This is a genomic window from Emticicia sp. 17c (genome assembly GCF_037153985.1).
Taxonomy (GTDB): domain Bacteria; phylum Bacteroidota; class Bacteroidia; order Cytophagales; family Spirosomataceae; genus Emticicia.
Map to the genome: position 1 here is coordinate 337,474 of NZ_JBBAYI010000003.1, position 20,151 is coordinate 357,624.

Genomic DNA, 20,151 nt, shown 5'->3' on the forward strand with positions numbered 1-20,151 from the left:
TGAGAAATTTCTATTTGTAGATAAAAAATCGTAACTTTACAACTAAATTATGTTAATTATTGATGAATATCAAATATCCTGACCGGATACATCTATTTTATTGATAATCAGGTTTTTATAAAAAACGAATTATGACAGAAAATCAAGAAATTAAAGAGCCACAAAACTCAAAAGCAAATTACGGTGCAGATAACATTCAGGTGTTAGAAGGATTAGAGGCAGTACGTAAACGCCCAGCCATGTATATTGGCGATATTGGGGTAAAAGGCTTACACCACTTAATTTGGGAAGTAGTAGATAACTCGATAGATGAAGCACTTGCCGGATATTGCGATACAATAGAGGTAACTATCAACGAAGATAATTCAGTAACAGTAAAAGATAATGGCCGTGGGATTCCGACAGGAATCAATTCAAAAGAACAAAAATCTGCTCTGGAAATTGTAATGACAGTATTACACGCCGGAGGTAAATTTGATAAAGACACTTATAAGGTTTCAGGAGGTTTGCATGGTGTGGGGGTTTCCTGCGTGAATGCCCTTTCAACTCACTTGAGAGTAGAAGTACACCGCGAAGACCAGATTTTTGAGCAGGAATATAGTATCGGTAAACCCTTGTACGATGTGCGCGCCATAGGCAAGGCTAGCGATACCGGCACAACTGTTACTTTTAAACCTGACGGCAGTATCTTCACCGTTACCGAATATAAATATGATACGGTAGCAAACAGGCTCCGTGAGTTATCGTTCCTGAACAAAGGAATTACTATTATTCTGACAGATTTAAGAGAAAAAGATGAAAATGGCAACCCTGTAAGCGATACCTTCCACTCGGAAGGCGGCCTTACAGAATTTGTTTCCTATATTGATTCGGGTCGTGAAAGGCTTATTCCTGAGCCTATGTACATGGAAGGAATAAAAGACGGAATTCCTGTTGACGTAGCCATGCTTTACAACACCAGTTACAGCGAAAACGTATCATCTTTTGTTAATAACATTAATACGCATGAAGGTGGAACGCACGTATCTGGTTTTCGGATGGCACTTACTCGTACACTAAAAAACTATGCTGAAAAAACGGGTATTCTTGCCAAAGAAAAAGTCGAAATCAGTGGAGACGATTTCCGTGAAGGGCTTACAGCCGTTATTTCAGTAAAAGTAGCAGAACCTCAGTTTGAAGGACAAACCAAAACCAAACTAGGAAACAGCGAGGTAACTTCGGCAGTAAGTTCGTGCGTGTCAGAAATGCTTGAAAACTATCTGGAAGAACACCCCAAAGAAGCGCGTATCATCATTGATAAAGTGGTATTGGCCGCTAAAGCTCGTATTGCTGCCCGCAAAGCACGCGAAATGGTACAACGCAAAAATGTACTGATAGGTACGGGCTTGCCGGGTAAACTGGCCGACTGTTCTGAGTCAGACCCGACACTTTGTGAGGTATATCTGGTTGAGGGTGATAGTGCCGGCGGTAGTGCCAAACAAGGCCGCAACCGTGCGTTTCAGGCGATTCTGCCATTGAGAGGTAAAATTCTGAACGTAGAAAAAGCTCAGGAATACAGAATATATGAAAATGAGGAAATCAAGAATATTTTTACGGCTTTAGGTGTACAGATTGGAAAAGATGGTGACGAAAGAGCTTTGAATACTGACAAGCTACGTTACCATAAAATCATTATCATGACCGATGCCGATATTGACGGTAGCCATATTCGTACCCTGATTCTGACATTCTTCTACCGATATATGCGTGAATTAATCGAGAATGGTTACGTGTATATTGCGCAACCTCCGTTATATCAGGTAAAGAAAGGAAAAGAAGAAGTATATTGTTGGACAGAAGAACAACGCGAACGCGAAGTAAAGCGTTTAGCTGCCGGCGGACGTGAAGAAAGTGTGAATATTCAGCGTTATAAGGGTCTTGGAGAGATGAATCCTGACCAGCTTTGGGAAACAACCATGCGCCCTGATAAGCGTACCTTAAAACAGGTTTCGATTGATTCTGCTGCCGAGGCCGACCATTTGTTTGCGATGCTTATGGGAGATGAAGTAGGCCCACGCCGCGATTTTATCGAAAGAAACGCCAAATATGCAAAAATTGATATTTAAGCATTTGTTGCTTAACAAACAGAGCAGGACAAAATCCTGCTCTGTTTGTATTACTTATTATATAGTTTCTACTCCGTTTGTAATAGCTACTTTGTATGATACCAGTTCTTTGCCGAATTTGGCCTCATAGCCTTCAGCCATTCTGGACAAAAAGCTATCTACGGCTTTGGTTTTTACCAGATTAATTGTACAACCACCAAAACCGCCACCCATCATTCTGGCTCCCAGTACATTTTTATCGTCAAAGGTTTGTTCTACCAGAAAATCAAGTTCAGGGCAGCTTACTTCATAAAACTGGCTTAAACCGTTATGAGTTTGGTACATTTTCTCTCCGAATGTTACGAAATTATCTTTTAACAGGGCTTGGCAGGCTTCTTCTACCCTACTGATTTCCTCGACCACGTATCGGCAACGAATATATACAGTTGGCGATAGTTTATCACTCTGGCTCCGAAGCATTGATATACTTACATCGCGCAGGCTGTTTACCTGTGGATAAGCATTTTGTAAGATAGCTACCCCCTCTTCACACTCTGCTCTACGCTTGTTATATTCGGTATCTCCTAAGTTATGTTTAACGCCTGAATTGCACAATACAAGTGTGTATTGAGTTGTGTTAAAAGGAAAATATTGGAAGGTCAGGTCACGGCAGTCGAGTTTGATTACTGATTTTTCTTTGCCATGAATAGAAGCAAACATATCCATGATACCACATTTAACTCCAGCAAAATTATGTTCGGCTTTTTGGGCAACAAGCGCCAAATCTATACTTGATAATGGCAAATTATAAAGTTGTTTCAAAGCAAAACCTATTCCGCTTTCAACAGCCGCAGAAGACGACAATCCAGCTCCAAGTGGTACATCACCACCAAACACAACATTAAAGCCATTCGGAATTATATAATTGGCTGCTTTAAGTTCGGCCACTACACCTATAAGGAAATTAGCCCAGCCTTTTTCTGACTTAACTAGGGTATCCAGCGAAACCTCATAGCTATCGTTTAAATCATAAGAAACCAACTGGCAACGTTCATCATCTCTTTTTGAAATGGCAAAATAAATGGCTTTATCAATAGCTGCGGGTAATACGAAGCCATCGTTATAGTCAGTATGCTCGCCAATGAGGTTAATGCGGCCTGGCGCACGTACGATTAAATCAGGTGTATGGTTGAATATTTCTGAAAACTTTTGCTTGATACTTTCGGCGTACATGGTTCTATCTGGAAAAATGGCTGACTTATTCTGTTTCAGAAGAAGGGGCAACAACTGCGTTTTCTTCTTGCGGAAACAAATTTATATCTTCCATTTCATTTTCCTCTATTTCAAAGAACATTTTATGAATATCAATCGGTTGGTCGTCAGGGCTTAAAGAGCAAATTACTTTAGCATACGAGCCATCTTCTTGTAATTCATACGCATTAACGTTGTCGAGCAGGTTATAGGCCAGTATATGAATGGCGTGTTTTTTTACTTCTTCATCAACAAGTTCAAACAATGATTCAATTCGTTTGTCAAAACTCCGAACCATAATATCGGCACTACCGCCATAAAGTTTGGGGCTGTTGTTATTATGGAAATAGAAAATACGGGCGTGTTCGAGAAATACCCCCACAATTGAGCGTACAGTAATGTTTTCGCTCAGGTTTTTTCTACCCGGCCGCAAACAGCAAATTCCTCTGATTATCAGTTTAATTTTAACACCAGCCTGTGAAGCTTTGTATAGCTCGTTAATAATGTGCTGGTCTTCTAGTGAATTCAGTTTGATACAAATACCACTAGGCAAGCCTTGTTTGGCATTTTCGGCTTCATTTCTGATTAATTCTATCAGACGCTTACGCATATCTCTCGGTGAGGTAATCAGGTACTGATAATTAGCCGGCTGAGAATGCCCCGTTATTACATTAAAAAACTCTGAAATATCTTTGGTATAAGATGGGTTTGTAGTCAGTAAACCAATGTCAGTATACAAACGGGCGGTATCTTCATTATAGTTTCCACTGGCCAGATGGGCATATTGTACTACTCTGTTTCCTTCTTTACGAACAATAAGCATCAGCTTGGTATGGGTTTTATACCAGCCTATTCCATAAATTACAAAACAACCTGCACGTTGGAGGCGGTCAGCTTCTCGGATATTGTTTTCTTCGTCGAAACGAGCCTTTATCTCGAACAATACAGATACGTGCTTGCCATTTTCGGCTGCCTTTAACAAAGCCTGCGTTACTCTAGACTTTTTGGCCAGGCGATAAATAGTCAGTTTAATAGCCAGTACGTCGGGGTCTTCGGCAGCTTTTTCAAGCAATTGTAATACAGGTTCAAAGTTATTATATGGATGATGCAAGAGAATGTCTTTCTCACGGATAACCTCAAAAATATCTGTGTTTTTCTCTTTAAGCCTTGCCGGAGTAACAGGCGGATGAATTGGCTCAAGTTCTTCCTGAAAGTCAGGGTGGCGGATAATCTGCCATAAACACGTGTAGTCAATCAGGCACTCATCAACAAAAATATTATATTTATCAATTTCCCAACGCTTTTGAAGGATTGTCATCATCCACTCATTGGCATTAGGCTCAACTTCCATGTATACTACTCTACCCAAGCGGCGGCTCTTGATTTTCTGCTTGATTTCATCCACAAAATCTGACTCAATATCGTCTGACTCCTCCAGTGTGAAATCGCCATTACGCACCACTCTGAAAAGGTTCACTGCCTGAATCTCAACATTACGGTAGAGTTTTTTTATTTCATGCCTTACAATTTCTTCAATTGGCAGAAACAACAACTCGTCGCCTCTTTCAATTGTGAAAAATCTGGGGAGATTACCCGGAATTTGTACGAACGAAATTTTCTTGGTTTCGCTGTCTTCCGAAAAGAGCGTCGAGCGGCTTGAATCGGTTATAACACCAAAAATAAGCGTTTTTGCAATCAGTACCGGAAAAGCATGGGTATGATCGAAGAGCATCGGCGTAAGCATCGGATAGACGGTATAATCAAAATAATCTATCGCTTGCGCCAGTTCTTCTGGTTTCAGGTCATTTATTTTTACTATCTGAAACTTATAATTTTTGAACAAAGGAGTTAATTCTTCGTTAAAAATCCGGTCTTGCTCCTGACAGAACTGCCTTACGGCCGATAATAATGCTTTACGAAAAGGTATTTCGCGCAAACCAGAGTAATCGACCCGCTCTTTGTTATAGTCCAGATAATTATAGAGACTTCCTAGCCTGATAGTAAAAAATTCATCAAGGTTTGATGAGGTAATAGCCAGAAACTTTAAACGCTCAAACAGGTTCAGGTTTTTTTCGCGGGTTTGGTCTAATACACGCTCATTAAATTTAAGCCAGCTCAGGTCGCGGCTGATATAATTTGATTGCTCGATGCTATCGGCATAGCGGCTGATTTTCGATTCAGGTATCGGGACAGTCTTCTCTTCATTTGCTGTGGGACTAACCAATCCGTTTAAAAATGAAAAAAGGCTACTTCTCGAGCCTTTTCCATCAGAGGTATTTTTATGTTTTTCTTCCATCGCTCGATAACATAATGTTATCTTGCGAAGTACGTCAATTATAGTACAAAATTCAAGTATTTAACAATAATTTAATAGATAAGTGCAATGTTTTGGGGGATGAACAAGGTCATATCCACAAAAAAACAGCCATCGGGTAAGATGGCTGTTTTCGTATATAAGTAACAGATTATACACCTAGTAGAATTCTGGTTGGGTCTTCAAGCAATTGTTTTACTCTTACCAAGAAACTAACCGAATCTTTACCGTCAATAGTACGGTGGTCGTAGCTTAAAGCTACGTACATAATCGGGCGAACCACAATTTCACCGTTTATAACTACTGCTCTTTCTACAATATTGTGCATACCCAAAATAGCCGACTGAGGTGCATTAATGATTGGTGTAGAAAGCATTGAACCGAAAATACCGCCATTGGTAATAGTAAAGGTTCCACCAGTCATTTCGTCAATTGTCAATTTATTTTCTCTGGCTTTACCAGCTAAACGCACTACTTCTGACTCTATTTCTGCAAAGCCTAGTTTTTCGGCATTTCTGATAACCGGCACAACTAATCCACGTGGTGCAGATACCGCAATAGCAATATCGGCGTAATCGTTATACACGATTTCATCCCCATCGATATAAGCATTTACCACCGGAAACTCTTTCAGTGCAATAGCACAGGCTTTAGTAAAGAACGACATAAAACCTAAACCAACGCCATGTATTTCTTTGAATTTATCTTTATATTTTGCTCTCAAATCCATGATAGGTTTCATATCCACCTCATTGAATGTTGTAAGCATTGCAGTTTCTTGTTTTACTGCTACCAAACGCTTCGCAATGGTTTTACGAAGAGTTGTCATTTTTTCTCTGCGAGAAATTCTGCCCTCTACACCTGAAGCTACTGGCGTGCTAGCCGGTGCTTTGGTTTCTGGTGCTGGTGTGCTTGGAGTTGATGGCTGAGGTGCCGGTGCAGCAGCTTTCAAGGCATCTTCTTTCATGATACGCCCCCCGATACCTGTTCCTTGCACAGTTGATGGGTCGATACCTTTTTCGGCCAATACTTTTGCAGCAACTGGTGATGGATGCCCTGCGGCATAGCTACTACCTGTGGTATCTGATTTCTCTTGCGTTGCGGTAGGTTTTTCTGTTGCTGGCGCAGGCGCAGCGGCGGCTGCTCCTACTGCAATTCTGGCAACGACTCCACCAATAGGTACTACCTGCCCTGCCTGTGCTACAATAGTAATTACACCGTTTTCGGGTGATGGTAATTCAAAAGTAGCTTTATCAGACTCCAGTTCACAGATTACCTCATCCATTTTAACAGAATCGCCATCTTTTTTGCTCCATGAAGCAATGGTTACTTCTGAAATTGACTCCCCTACTGCTGGCACAACTACGTCAATAGTTTTTGAGGCTACTGGTGCAGCTTGTGGTGCTTTAGCTTCTTCTTTTGGTGCAGGAGTTGTTTCTTTAGCAGGCTCAGAAGCGGGTTTATCGGCTACTGGCTGTTGTTTATTATCAGATTCAATTCTACAAATCAAAGCTCCGATAGGTAAAGTTGTGCCTTCGGCTGCTACTATTCTCAGAATACCATCGGCCTCTGCTGGAAGTTCGAAAGTGGCTTTATCGGACTCTAATTCGCAAATTACTTCGTCCATTTTTACGGTATCACCATCTTTTTTAACCCAGGAAGCGATAGTTACTTCGCTCACTGATTCGCCCACCGAAGGGACTTTCATTTCTATTGCCATAACTTGTTTGTTGCTAAGTTATTGATATCGATTTATAATTAGTTAAGTCTTTTATTTTTTCTCAAATGCCTTTTCTACGATTTCGGCCTGCTCTTTTGCGTGTATTTTAGTATAACCTGTTGCTGGCGATGCACTCGATTTTCTGGCAATTACGTTACCTATTCCAATTTCAGGAAATTCTCTTAGCACAAACGACCAGTAACCCATGTTTTCTGGCTCTTCCTGTACCCAGATTACCTCAGGCTTTTTGTAATTGGCCAGATGTGACTGTATCTGTTTTTTCGGGAACGGATGTAGCTGCTCTACACGAATAATGGCTACATCGGTGCGGTTATCTTTACGTTGTTTGTCTAATAAATCGTAATATACTTTTCCACTGCAAAGCAATACTCTTTTTACCTTTTTAGGGTCGGCGTAATCGTCGCCAATAGTTTCCTGAAAACGAGTACCTTCTGTGAAGTCGCTTAGTGGGGAAATAGCCAACGGATGACGCAACATTGATTTAGGCGACATGTGAATACATGGCTTGCGGAAAGGCAATGCCAACTGGCGGCGCAACATGTGGAAAATATTGGCAGGGGTTGTACAAGCACAAACGTACATATTGTACTCGGCTGCTAGTTGCAGATAACGCTCAGGGCGTGCATTTGAGTGCTCTGGGCCTTGCCCTTCGTATCCGTGAGGTAGTAATAATACTAAGCCGTTCATGGTGTTCCATTTTGACTCTGATGCCGCAATAAACTGGTCAATCATGATTTGCGCACCATTCGAGAAATCACCGAATTGTGCTTCCCAGATTACAAGTGCATTTGGGTTAGCCATTGAATATCCATACTCAAAACCCATTACGCCGTACTCGGCAAGCAAAGAGTTATAGATTTCGAAGTGGCCTTGTTTTTCATCGATATGAGCCAGATTGGTATACAGATGGTTGGTGTCGGCATCGTGCAATACTGCATGGCGGTGTGTAAATGTACCTCGTTGCACGTCTTGCCCTGTAATACGAACTATTTTACCTTCGCTCAGAATAGCTCCATAAGCCAGTAATTCTCCGGCCGACCAGTTAAAAGGTTTTTCTTGTGAGAAAATAGCGCGTCTTTCTTCCAATACCTTTTCAATCTGTTTTAGAGGTTTAAAACCTTCAGGAACTGAATATAAAGTTTTTCCTATTTTTTCTATTTCATTGGCAGGTATACCTGTTGCCGGCGACAGCTCGAAATCCTCAGGTACCGAACGGCGTAGTTTCTCCCAGTCTTCTTCCAGTTTTGGTTTCTGATAAGGTAATTGTTTTTGTTTTACCTTAGCCAGTAAATCCTGAAGTTCGCCTTCAAATTCTTTCTTTAGTTCTTCTGAAAACTTTGCATCGGCTTCTCCGCGTTCCATTAACTCCTGCAAGTAGATTTCGCGTGTGTTCGGGTGATTATCAATTACCTTATACATGGTTGGCTGGGTCATACGTGGTTCGTCCGACTCATTGTGCCCATATTTACGGTAACAAATCATATTCACAAATACATCACGGTTAAATTCCTGACGGAACTCAGTAGCCAGTTTCATTGAATACACTACTGCCTCTGGGTCGTCGCCATTAACGTGGAAGATAGGTGCATCAATAATTTTGGCTATGTCGGTACAATAAATCGAAGAGCGGGCATCTTCAAAATCGGTTGTAAAACCTACCTGATTATTAATTACAAAATGTAAAGTTCCGCCTGTATAATAAGCCGGAAGGTTCGACATCTGTGTTACTTCATACACAATTCCCTGCCCTGCTATGGCTGCATCGCCATGAATAATAATTGGCAGAATTTTGTCATAAATATCGTCACGGTCATTAGGCTTAACAGCGGCTTTCTCGTAATGAGCGTCTGCTCTGGCACGTGCGTATCCGGTTACAACCGGATTAACCGCTTCCAGATGCGACGGGTTAGCCATTAGTTTCAAACTTACTCTTTTGCCTTCTGGTGTTTCAACTTGGCTCGAATACCCCATGTGATATTTTACGTCGCCATCGGTATAGGCATCCAGTTGAACGTTTTCTTCAAACTCATTGAAAACCTGCTCATAAGGTTTTTGCAGGATATTGGTAAGGATATTCAGACGACCACGGTGAGCCATTCCGATAACTACTTCTTCCACACCTAGCTCAGCACCACGATTAATAGCTACATCCAGTGCCGGAATAGTTGATTCACCACCTTCAAGCGAGAAACGTTTCTTTCCTAAAAACTTAGTATGAAGAAAGTTCTCGAAGTTTACAGCCTCATTTAATTTCTCGAAAATTCTTAGCTTTTGCTCACGAGTTGGTTCAAAGTTGAGGTATTCCTGTTCTATTTTTTTACGCAACCAGTTTTTTGCCTGACGGTCTCTGATAAACAAATACTCAAACCCTATTTTACCCAAATACACTTTTGTAAGTGCTTCAACAATTTTGCGTAAGGTAGCTGCTTCTCCAAAAAGTTCAACTCCCGCCTCAAAAACAGTATCTAGGTCAGCTTCTGACAAATTAAAGTCTGCCAGGTCAAGCATTGGTTTACGGTCTTTTCTGGGGCCAATCGGATTTATTTTTGAAAGTAAGTGCCCGCGTGAACGGTATCCTCTGATTAAATGCACTACTTCCATTTCTTTGCGTGTGTGTTCGGCACTTGCTGCCGCACCAATGCTTGCCTTCGTTACTGGGCTTGCACCGTTAGTGCCGTTTGCATGGCCATTGCCATTATAAGCTTGGTTAAACTCAAAACCTTTAAAGAAATTTTGCCAGCTTTCATCGACCGAAGCTGGATTTTGCTTGTATTGTTGGTAAATAACATCCAATGCGGCTACGTCAGCATTGGCGATGTACGAAAATTGGTCCATTGAGAATTAGAAAATTGTTGAATGTTCGTTTCGGAAAACGATAATATTTAACCGTAAATAACTTACTTACTTTGGCTCATTTATGTAGGGTATAACGTGTTTTTTTCATGCCCCCCTCTTAATAAAATCGTTCCTTGCCAAAACGTTGCAAAGTTACAGTAAGGTATCCAATAAAGTAACAATTTTTTCACTAAAATCATTATACAATCAGGTAAGAAAACATAATTATCAGATTAAAATTAAATTCATATCGTTCAGAAGCCTGTCAGAACCTGATTATTGGCTGAAAACAAAAAGAAAAATCCCTCTTTCAGGAGGGATTTACGGCATCAATAATATTTCAGGCGGCTATCGTTACTATCGTCACGTATAAAATCGTATCGCAAAAACAGTTGCAGCACTCCACCTCTTTTGGTAGTGGGTGTAGACCCCGAAGCATCAGGGAACGAAAAAGGATTAGCGTCATAAGATGCCCCTAAACGGAAGCTATCAGTAATTTGAAACTCAGCCATAGGAATTATTTTATTTTTTTTATCGCCTAAGGGGTTGGTTTCAGAGCGGTACATGACCCCTACTCCTACACTCTTTTTGACCCATACTTTAGCTGTTATAAAAATATTAGCTTTTTTATCTTTGTTGGTTTCCAACAAACCGCTTACGTTCATCATGAGGTTTTCAATCTCTCCTAATGAAAAACCCAACATACTATAAAAAGGTTTTTTATTATTTAATATAACTGCCTCGTTAATGAAAAGTACCGGTTTTGATACACTCACAAAAAACCTTTCAGAAGAGAACAAACCACCTAAGCCAACATAAGGAAACAGTTGTTTAGCGCCGAGTGTAGTGGTAATAATAGGTTGGTAAATAAAGCCTGCATTAGCCCCTAAGCCTAGTGTAAAAATATCGCCGAATTTCTTTCGGTAGGCATACGAAATTTTCACACCAGAATTATTAAAACCGACGGTATTGCTGTTGTCGTTGTGTGCCTGCAAAGCTAAGCCACCCTGCCCCTGCTGAACAGGGCCATCCATCGAGAAAAGTTGATACATTTGTTGCGGGCGAATAGTACCATTAAACTGATTCCCGAGCATACCATTCAGGCTAAAAGTTTCGCGGGAACCTGCAAAAGCGGGGTTCAATGCTAAAAAATTGAACTGAAATTGGTTTTCTAGAATCGTTTGAGCCTTAACAAATGTAGTGAGTGGCAAAAGTAGGATAAACAGATATTTTTTCATTATGAGATTTTTATTGTTAAAGCAACAAAAATATAACCAAAATCAGAAGTAAAAATTAGATGAGGTTAAAATTTCGTCCAGATAAGGGGCCGACGCTTGCGCGCCCATACGTGTAACCGACAGAGAAGCGGCTTTACAAGCCAATTCAATGGCCGATTTCCAATCTTTTTTATTACCTAGTGCTACCGCCAGCGTTCCGTTGAAAATATCGCCCGCGGCCGTAGTGTCAACGGCTTCAACGGTGGGTGCTTCAATAAAAAATGACTGATATTCGTTCTGGAAATACGCCCCTCTTGAACCGAGGGTAATTATTACATTTCTGACACCTTTGTCGAGCAGAAGTTGAGCGGCCTCTTTAATGGAGGCATCTTCTTTGATGCTAACACCTGTTAATAACTCTGCTTCGGTTTCGTTCGGAGTAATTAAATACAAATTAGCGAAAAGCTCGTCGGGCAGCTTCTGTGCTGGAGCAGGATTAAGAATTACTTTACTTTCTGACTGAATGCCTAGTTGGGCGGCAAACATTACGCTGCTAACAGGAATTTCAAGTTGGAGTAGAATTACCTCAGCTTCTTTTATCTGTTTTTCAGCTTTTAAAATATCTTGTTCTGCAAGGGTATCGTTAGAACCTGCTGCTACAACAATTTTATTTTCTCCGGCTTCATTCACAATAATCAGGGCTGTACCTGAGGCTTTTTCTGCGTCGGTGCTGATAAAATCGGTGTTGATATTTTCTTTTTTAAAACCCTCAATGGCTTGTTTGCCGAAAATATCATTGCCTGTTTTGGTAATAAAGGTTATGTCGCCGCCCATTCGTGCTGCTGCTACTGCCTGATTGGCTCCCTTACCACCAGCAAACATAAAGAAGGTTCCGCCCAGAATGGTTTCTCCGGGGTTAGGGAAACGTGTAGTTTTAACCACCATATCGGTGTTTGAACTACCAATAACAATTATTTTTGACATATCTTTATAAAATTTGTGGATTTATTACCTTGCCGCTATAATTAAGCCAAGCCCTACTATATAAAGTAAAAGCATGGCATTTAGTATAGCCGATGTACCTTTAGGCGCATTACGAAATTCTTTCCAGATAAAAATGCCCCATATTGCCGCTACTACTGTGGCCCCCTGCCCCAAACCATACGAGATGGCTGTACCTGCTTTATCAGAAGCAATAATGCTGAACGACATACCCACACACCAGATAGCACCACCTAGTATTCCTGTCAGGTGGTTTTTTATGCTTCCACCAAGATAATCGTTGTATGTAACTGGTGTTCCTTCAAATGGCCGAAACATCAGGAATGTATTAAACAAAATATTGCTTAAAAAGATGCCAATTGAAAAACAGAATACAGCCGTATAGGGGCTTAGCTTACCTGTTTCAGGCACCTGAAAGTTCGGAAACATGGCTTGTGCGACATACTTGTAAAAATACCCCATGAGTACGCCAGCTACTACTGATAAGATAAGCCCCTTAGACGAAACGCCCTGTGCCTGAGCAGCCGTGCCCCGATACGCGTAAGCATTTAACAGAATAGCTACCGAAACCAGTGCTACACCCGAGAAAATCATCAGAGAGTTGCCCACCGGATTGGCCAGATAATTTACAATTACTCCTATAACCAATGCCAGACCTATACCCACAGGAAATGCCACTGCCATGCCAGCAATAGAAATGGCTGCTCCTAACAGAATATTGGCAGCATTAAATACGACCCCGCCCAGAATAGCCGAACCGATATTCGACTCGTTGGCCTGTTTTAAATCTGCTAAAAAACTGCGACCACCTGTTCCGGTGCTACCTAAAGTAAAAGCAAAAAGGGTTGCCAGTAATACAATACCTATGACGTAGTCCCAGTAAAATAGTTCAAAACGCCACGATGAAGCCGCCAATTTTTGAGTATTAGCCCAAGACCCCCAGCATAGCATCGTAATGATGCAGCATATAACTGCAAGCGGATAGGTTTCTATGATAAACATTTTCGCAGAAGGTTATAGGTACAGGTAATATATTGATAGTTGTTGTACTATTACTTTTTTTGAGGCTGGTGCATCATTAAATCTTCTATCAGGGTTGTTACTTCAGCCGTTGGCATTTTTTCTGTTAAATAAGTCAGGCGTTCGCCCGGAATCAGTACATTACTGCCGTCATCTGTAATGTCAAAGTTCAGCTTTTTCGATGAAAAATAAGGTTCTATTCCTCTTACAGCCACTAAAACTGCTGTTTGGTCCCAGCTATTACGCCCAATAGTGTTGTTGTCTTTTGTAAGAGCCACCTGATAGGCATCTTTTACGGGGCTTTGCCGAATATTTTCATTGTTTATGAGACGAATTCCGGTTCTTATCTTCTCACCTATCTCGAATCCGCTTAAAATCATGGGGGTGTTCCAAGCTGAAAAAACTTTCTGTGAGGCTTTTGTATCAATATGTACGTTGTACTCATGCCCGCGTTGTTTTTCATTGAAGCCGGCAGCCATTGAAACCAATACTTTGACTTTTTTCCTGATTAAATCTTTACCCGACAGCTTTGAAAACTCGTCGGGTTGTGAGTCGAGCAAATCGGCCAGATTTGTAAAAAAACCAACAGTAATAATTGTTACAGATTTATCGGGTTGTTTTGCCAGTATTTTACGATAGAGTTTTACGGCTTCTTCGGCCTCTGCATTTGATTTTACGGCGTGTGGATACTTCTCCACGATGGCTTCGGCCCATTTCTGAGAACAACTCATGTTTGGTTTTTCTCTTTTTGTAATACCAATAGGTATGTTGGGGCGGCCAAAATAAGTATTTAAGACGCTAATAGTAGGAACTGTGGTTTCGAAGGCATTGCATGAGATTGTTGCCAGAATTTTTGCTTCGCCGGCATCGGCAAAGGCATGGAGCAACGCCATTGCACCAACGTCGTCATAATCTCCGGCAATGTCGGTATCAAAAATAATGGAAACTGGCTTCTGAGGTTTCTGTGCATATACGCAAAAACTTATCAGGCAAAGTATGCTTATCAAAAACTTTGACATTTCAATTGTAAGGTTATAGGCTGAATTAATTCTTTCAAAAATAACAAATAAATATCAGAAACAGAAACGATTCCTTACCCATTATTGGGGCTAAACCATTAGTATTCAAAGAAAAAATGGATTCGTTTTGTATTTCTCTCTATCTTGGCGACCAAATACATTAAACCTATTCTATGAAAAAAAAATTAATCTTTCTGTTCTGCCTTTTTACTTGGGCAGCACAAGCGCAGCACGTGGATGTATGGCTTACAAATGCCGATAAATCATCGTTATTTCAGAAACAATCAGGGAGTTTAGCTTTCGGGTATGAAAAGACAGACGGCCCGACTATTTTTGTTGATGACACCAAGCATTTCCAGACTATGGACGGTTTCGGTTTTACCCTGACAGGTGGCAGTGCTATGCTCATTAATCAATTACAAACCGCCGAAAAAGCCGCTATTCTGCAAGAACTTTTTGCTACTGACCAAAATAACATTGGGGTAAGCTATTTAAGAATAAGTATTGGTGCCTCGGATTTGAGCGACCATGTTTTTACTTATAACGATTTGCCCGATGGCCAGCTAGACCCTGATATAAAAAAATTCAGTCTTGCTGAGGAGCAAAAAGACCTCATTCCGATATTAAAACAGATAATAAAAATTAACCCTGCTATCAAGATTTTAGGCTCGCCGTGGTCACCACCAACATGGATGAAAACCAACAGCAACTCTAAAGGAGGAAGCCTAAAACCCGAATACTATGGAGCTTATGCCAAATATCTGGTAAAATATATTCAGGCCATGAAGAAAGAAGGCATTACGATTGATGCCATTACGATTCAGAATGAGCCGTTGCATCCGGGCAATAATCCGAGCCTTTTAATGTTGCCCAGCGAGCAAGCCACATTTATTAAGAAACACCTCGGCCCTGCTTTCAAAGCGGCTCTTATTAAAACCAAAATTATTCTTTACGACCATAATGCCGACCGCCCTGATTACCCAATTGGTGTTTTGAATGACCCCGAAGCGAGAAAATACATTGATGGCTCGGCTTTTCATTTATACGGCGGCACAATAGAAGCGTTGAAAGATGTGCATGAGGCACATCCTGATAAAAACCTATATTTTACAGAACAATGGATTGGCTCGCCGGGTAATTTTGCCGGTGATTTAAAGTGGCACATCAAAAACCTTATTATTGGCGCACCTCGTAACTGGAGCAAAAATGTTCTGGAGTGGAATCTGGCCGCAGACCCTAAACAAAATCCTCATACCGATGGCGGGTGTACAGAATGCCTTGGAGCCATTACAATCGGCAATTCGATTGTCAGAAACCCTGCCTATTATATTATAGCTCATGCTTCCAAGTTTGCTCGGCCGGGTTCGGTACGTATTGCTTCTAATGTTACAATGGGGCTTGCCAATGTAGCTTTTAAAACTCCTACGGGGAAGACAGTATTGGTTGTCCTGAACGAGTCTGACAAGCCTCAAAATTTTGTTATTTCATCAAAAGGGAAAGCCTTCAGCCAGTCTTTGGCAGGCGGGTCAGTAGCTACCTATATCTGGTAATTATTCAATAATTATATACAAAAAATGGTGAGCTGGCAACTCACCATTTTTTATTTAATAGGTACCTTTATAGCGGTTATCGCCTCTTTTGTTAGGGATACGTTTTAACGGAATCTGCATACCTTTGGTACTTTCCAGCCAGTCCCATATCTGGTCGCGAAGCTCTTTGGCTATGGCCTGATGTTCCGCACTCCGAATCAGGTTATTCACTTCCAGAGGGTCATTTTTCAAGTCATACAATTCGTTAGCGTCCCATACCCCATGATTAAAAATATATTTGTAGCGGTCGGTACGTACGGCAAACATTGTGGGTGTTTGCGGAAAATCATACTCCCAGTAATATTCATAAAAAGCCTTGTCTTTCCATGCTGCTTTTTGTCCTTTCAGAATCGGCAAAAAAGATTTCCCCTGCATTTGGGCAGGCGTTTGTAAACCTGCATAAGCAAGAATAGTCGGGGCAATATCAATATTCTGGATTACTTCTGTCACTTTTGTTTCTGACTTTATGATACTCGGACAACGTATAATAAGCGGTACTCTCATCGATTCTTCGTAAGCATGGCGTTTATCTATCAGGCCATGTTCTCCAAAACTAAAACCATTATCACCCATATAAATCACCAGTGTATTATCTGCCAGACCGTTATCATCAAGCCATTTTAAAACCCTTCCGATACTGTCGTCAACGCCTCTCAGGGTTTCACAGTACTGGCGATAAAAATCATTGAACTGGATTTGCCCATGATAGAGGTAGTCTACGCCATGCCAGCTATATCGCTGATTTTTCACCCATTGCGGCATATCTTTAATATTTGGATTGAGCGGAGGCTGCGCAGGATTATGCGTTGGCATAGGACCAAAAATCTTACTAGTATCGGTTTTAGTCAGATACATAGATTCGGGGTATACCAGTGCATCTTTAAACGTACCTTTATGCCTTTTGGCTGGCTGAAATTCGGCATGCACACCTTTATGCGACAAATACATACAGAAAGGCTTACTTTTATCGAGCGAGTTGAGCCATTGCTCGGCATAGTCAGTAAGCAAGTCAGATATGTAACTACTATCTTTATGGGCTACCTGCTTGCCATTAATATTAAAAGTTGGGTTATAGTAAACACCTTGTCCTTTAAAACTTAACCAGTAGTTAAACCCTGGTTGTGGGGCATCATCGGTATTACCCATGTGCCATTTACCAAGAAATGCGGTGCTATACCCTGCTTTCTGGAGATACTGTGGAAAAAACTTTAAGCCTTTTGGCAAAGGAGCCTGATTATCGACAATAGTGTGGGTATGGGCATACTGGCCTGTAAGGATACTGGCTCTACTAGGCGAGCACAAGGCCGTACTTACAAAGGCATTCTGAATATGTGCGCCTTCGCGGGCTATTCTGTCCATGTTAGGGGTTTGCAGGCCCGGCACCTTATTCATAAAGCTCATGAAGTCATAGCGGTGGTCATCGGCCAGAATAAAAATAATGTTCTTGGGCTTAGCAGGTGGTGTATTTTTACCTTTCCATCCGCACAGAAACAATACAAAGGCAACCAGTAGAAGTTTAATTTTCATGAAAAAGAGGTTGAAATGATATAAGTACAAATATTCTGCAAAAAAATTATATTCCAAAGCGTGAGTTTATTTAAAAGGGGATTTTTTCAGGTAAATACCTTACTATCCTTCAAGCTGTTTTATTGCTTATTATAATATATAGCAAATTACGGGTTGGAATGAAAACATATAGCTTACCATAGCCATAAAACAACACTGCCGAATTTACGCTGAAACCAACCAAATACCCACCAAAATCCTCCAAATAATAATTATAGCTTTACTTAACACAGGCATTTGAATAGTTTTGTAACGTGCTATAATAACAATCACTATGATTTTCACCTATCCCACTCTTTTGTTGGTGCTACTAAGTGTATTTGCATACGTAGCAATGGCATTGCTGTTAATAATTAGTTTTTTATTAAGCCTGACCAACTATTTAAAGAAAAAAACAGAATCGAATATTCTGGAAAAAATACAAGAATTAGAAAAAGTTATGGGAAACCAACAGTTTTTATACGGAAGCCTTAATTCCATAAAGCAGTATATACTGTTGCATAGCCCCATGGAAGCAGCTCAGTATTTAACCGAATTCAGTAATCTGTTAAAATCTATTTCCGTTAATTCTAAACAAAAGAATATTACGTTAGCACAGGAAATAGAAACTGTTATTCTGTTTCTGGAACTGGAAAAAAAACGACTGGGCGAACGACTAGATTTTTATCAGGAAATTGAAAGCAACATTAATACTGATAAAATTCAGGTGAAGCCGCTCTTCTTGTTTAAACAGATTGAAGAGTTAATTCAAAAGCAAAGCGAGTATAATAATATGAAGGTTCATTTAATGATAAAGAATGCTGGCGAAAAACTAAACTGCCGAACCGAAGGCGTGATGCCCAATACAACTTTCATTATCGAAATTCCAACTAAATAGCCATGGACTGTCACCCTCCTGCAATGGGGGGTGATTATCTTTTTTTAACCGCAGGCTTATTTACCTGAATCTTTAGTGTTGTTTCGGCCGATTCTCCGGCATTATCGGTCACTTTAAGTCCGACATCATAAGTTCCTGGTTTGGTAAATGTAAACTCAGGATTCGCCTCTGCCGATGTGCCTGCCCCGCCAAAAATCCATTCAACAGATAATTTTTCAGAACTGTCATAATCTACTGACCTATCAGAAAAGAATTTTACTTTTAAAGGAGCATTACCCGTCAGTACAGCGGCCGAGACAATTGCTAATGGTTTGCGGTTAGTTTCTGAATAATCAATCTTTTTCAATTGTTTGTCTTCCAGTATATATAAGCCCCCATCAGCTCCAAAACTCATGTCTGTAATATAATTAAAGGGGGTGTCGGTCAGGAAAGGTTCAATATTTTTTACATTGTTATCTTCGTCGAACGTTTCCACGATAAGCCCCTGCTCGTTATCATATCTGAACGATTTTTTATCGAAATACTGGGGTAAGCGATAAGGGCTTCTGACGTATTTTTCATAATCATATATAATATTGCTGGGCAGCGGATTATTCGATTGGCTGGCAAAATCGGTCATTACCACAGTGGTATCGCCAATTAGTTGCATACGCCCAATTTTATATTCTTCCGAACTGCCCCCCGAAAAAGTATAGATATACCCATTTTGATAAAACTCAGGGTCAAGTTTAATTCTTTTTAAATTAGTAACGTCTATTTTACCTATTGTACTGGTTTTTCGTAGCTGTGGCTCATAGATTTTTACCTCGCCATTTTCTTCTACAACAATTATGTTATTATCTCTCAAAGTAGTTAAAGCTACCGGATTCTGGAAGTCGTTGCTTAGCGTTGTTTTTAAAAAATTCTTTTCAGCCGGTAAAGCAGTACTGGCAATACTGGCATAATCAGGCAAATTTCTAGGCATAACTTCTTCTATGCCAGCCCAAACATGGCTGATAAAATCAGGGCTTTGATACGCCGACGGCTCGCACCCTAATGCTGTGTAAAAAAGTTTCCCGCCTTGCTCTGTGGTATAATACCATGCCCAAGTTTTGCCTGTTACATCGAGCAAGACTGGCTTACATTTAGTGGGTAAGTCGTTAAATAACAATGGTTTATCGTTAAGTTTCCAGAGAGGTGGCAAAGTGGTTTTCCCTAGAAAGGCATTTGTAATAATACTCAGCTGAATTGGTTTTTCGAGTTGAGTTGCAGCTAGTTGTCCGCCCAACACATTGGCATACCACAGCCATTTGTACGATGCTTCAGCGGCTTTTCCTATGCCTGCAAACCCACCCCCTGCCTGTAAGAATCGTTGTAGTTCGGCTGCTTCTCTAAAGCTCAGGCGATTAGCCGATACATTCATGAAAATAACTACCTGATAATTTTTCAGATTAGATTCTGTAAAAACAGATGTACGCGAAGTGGTATCAAGTAGCATTTTTTTAGCAGAAGCCTGCGCAAGCAGCAATTTAACCTCTGACACATAGGCTGTATCATAAAATAATAATAGCTTGTTTTGTGCCAAAGCCATATTGATACCAGCCAGAAGCAGGCAACAAATAGTAGCTAGTAACCTCAGTTTTTTCATGCTATTCAT

The 20,151-nt window shown here is 40.7% G+C and carries 13 protein-coding genes; 3 read left to right on the plus strand and 10 right to left on the minus strand.

Annotation, left to right across the window (positions count from 1 at the left end):
• The first annotated feature begins 131 nt into the window (after positions 1 to 131).
• Positions 132 to 2,105, plus strand: coding sequence for a DNA topoisomerase (ATP-hydrolyzing) subunit B (gyrB, locus tag WAA15_RS09205; RefSeq protein ID WP_337042439.1), 1,974 nt, complete (start codon positions 132 to 134; stop codon positions 2,103 to 2,105).
• A 57-nt stretch (positions 2,106 to 2,162) separates the two neighbouring features.
• On the opposite strand, the gene galK is transcribed toward gyrB, so the two are convergent.
• The 8 genes from galK to WAA15_RS09245 form a co-directional block, all read right to left on the minus strand.
• On the minus strand, positions 2,163 to 3,317 hold the full coding sequence (gene galK / locus WAA15_RS09210) for a galactokinase (RefSeq protein WP_337042440.1): 1,155 nt from the start codon (positions 3,315 to 3,317) through the stop codon (positions 2,163 to 2,165).
• A gap of 25 nt (positions 3,318 to 3,342) precedes the next feature.
• Entirely contained in the window at positions 3,343 to 5,631 is a 2,289-nt protein-coding gene (ppk1, locus tag WAA15_RS09215) for a polyphosphate kinase 1 (protein WP_337042441.1), read from the minus strand.
• A gap of 169 nt (positions 5,632 to 5,800) precedes the next feature.
• Positions 5,801 to 7,369, minus strand: coding sequence for a 2-oxoglutarate dehydrogenase complex dihydrolipoyllysine-residue succinyltransferase (gene odhB, locus WAA15_RS09220; RefSeq protein ID WP_337042442.1), 1,569 nt, complete (start codon positions 7,367 to 7,369; stop codon positions 5,801 to 5,803).
• A 51-nt stretch (positions 7,370 to 7,420) separates the two neighbouring features.
• Positions 7,421 to 10,225, minus strand: coding sequence for a 2-oxoglutarate dehydrogenase E1 component (locus tag WAA15_RS09225; protein WP_337042443.1), 2,805 nt, complete (start codon positions 10,223 to 10,225; stop codon positions 7,421 to 7,423).
• Positions 10,226 to 10,554: 329 nt separating this feature from the next.
• The gene (locus tag WAA15_RS09230) at positions 10,555 to 11,463 is read right to left on the minus strand and encodes a PorP/SprF family type IX secretion system membrane protein (protein ID WP_337042444.1); all 909 of its coding nucleotides are present in this window, start codon (positions 11,461 to 11,463) and stop codon (positions 10,555 to 10,557) included.
• Positions 11,464 to 11,505: 42 nt separating this feature from the next.
• Positions 11,506 to 12,426 carry a ribokinase gene (gene rbsK / locus WAA15_RS09235; RefSeq protein ID WP_337042445.1) on the minus strand — a complete coding sequence of 307 codons (921 nt, stop codon included), beginning with the start codon at positions 12,424 to 12,426 and terminating at the stop codon, positions 11,506 to 11,508.
• A 24-nt stretch (positions 12,427 to 12,450) separates the two neighbouring features.
• Positions 12,451 to 13,446 carry a GRP family sugar transporter gene (locus tag WAA15_RS09240; protein WP_337042446.1) on the minus strand — a complete coding sequence of 332 codons (996 nt, stop codon included), beginning with the start codon at positions 13,444 to 13,446 and terminating at the stop codon, positions 12,451 to 12,453.
• Between the two features lie 50 nt (positions 13,447 to 13,496).
• The gene (locus WAA15_RS09245; RefSeq protein ID WP_337042447.1) at positions 13,497 to 14,483 is read right to left on the minus strand and encodes a nucleoside hydrolase; all 987 of its coding nucleotides are present in this window, start codon (positions 14,481 to 14,483) and stop codon (positions 13,497 to 13,499) included.
• Positions 14,484 to 14,656: 173 nt separating this feature from the next.
• Here WAA15_RS09245 and WAA15_RS09250 point away from each other — a divergent pair, with 173 nt between their 5' ends.
• Positions 14,657 to 16,033, plus strand: a complete 1,377-nt coding sequence (locus tag WAA15_RS09250) for a glycoside hydrolase family 30 protein (RefSeq protein ID WP_337042448.1) — start codon at positions 14,657 to 14,659, stop codon at positions 16,031 to 16,033.
• Positions 16,034 to 16,087: 54 nt separating this feature from the next.
• Here WAA15_RS09250 and WAA15_RS09255 read toward each other — a convergent pair whose 3' ends face one another.
• On the minus strand, positions 16,088 to 17,599 hold the full coding sequence (locus WAA15_RS09255) for a sulfatase family protein (protein WP_337042449.1): 1,512 nt from the start codon (positions 17,597 to 17,599) through the stop codon (positions 16,088 to 16,090).
• Between the two features lie 313 nt (positions 17,600 to 17,912).
• On the opposite strand from WAA15_RS09255, the gene WAA15_RS09260 reads away from it, so the two are divergent.
• Positions 17,913 to 18,515: a histidine kinase gene (locus WAA15_RS09260; protein ID WP_337042450.1), complete on the plus strand. Its 603-nt coding sequence runs from the start codon at positions 17,913 to 17,915 to the stop codon at positions 18,513 to 18,515.
• A 34-nt stretch (positions 18,516 to 18,549) separates the two neighbouring features.
• Here WAA15_RS09260 and WAA15_RS09265 read toward each other — a convergent pair whose 3' ends face one another.
• A complete protein-coding gene (locus WAA15_RS09265) occupies positions 18,550 to 20,142 on the minus strand; it encodes a ThuA domain-containing protein (protein ID WP_337042451.1) in 1,593 nt (530 codons plus the stop codon).
• Positions 20,143 to 20,151: the final 9 nt, after the last annotated feature.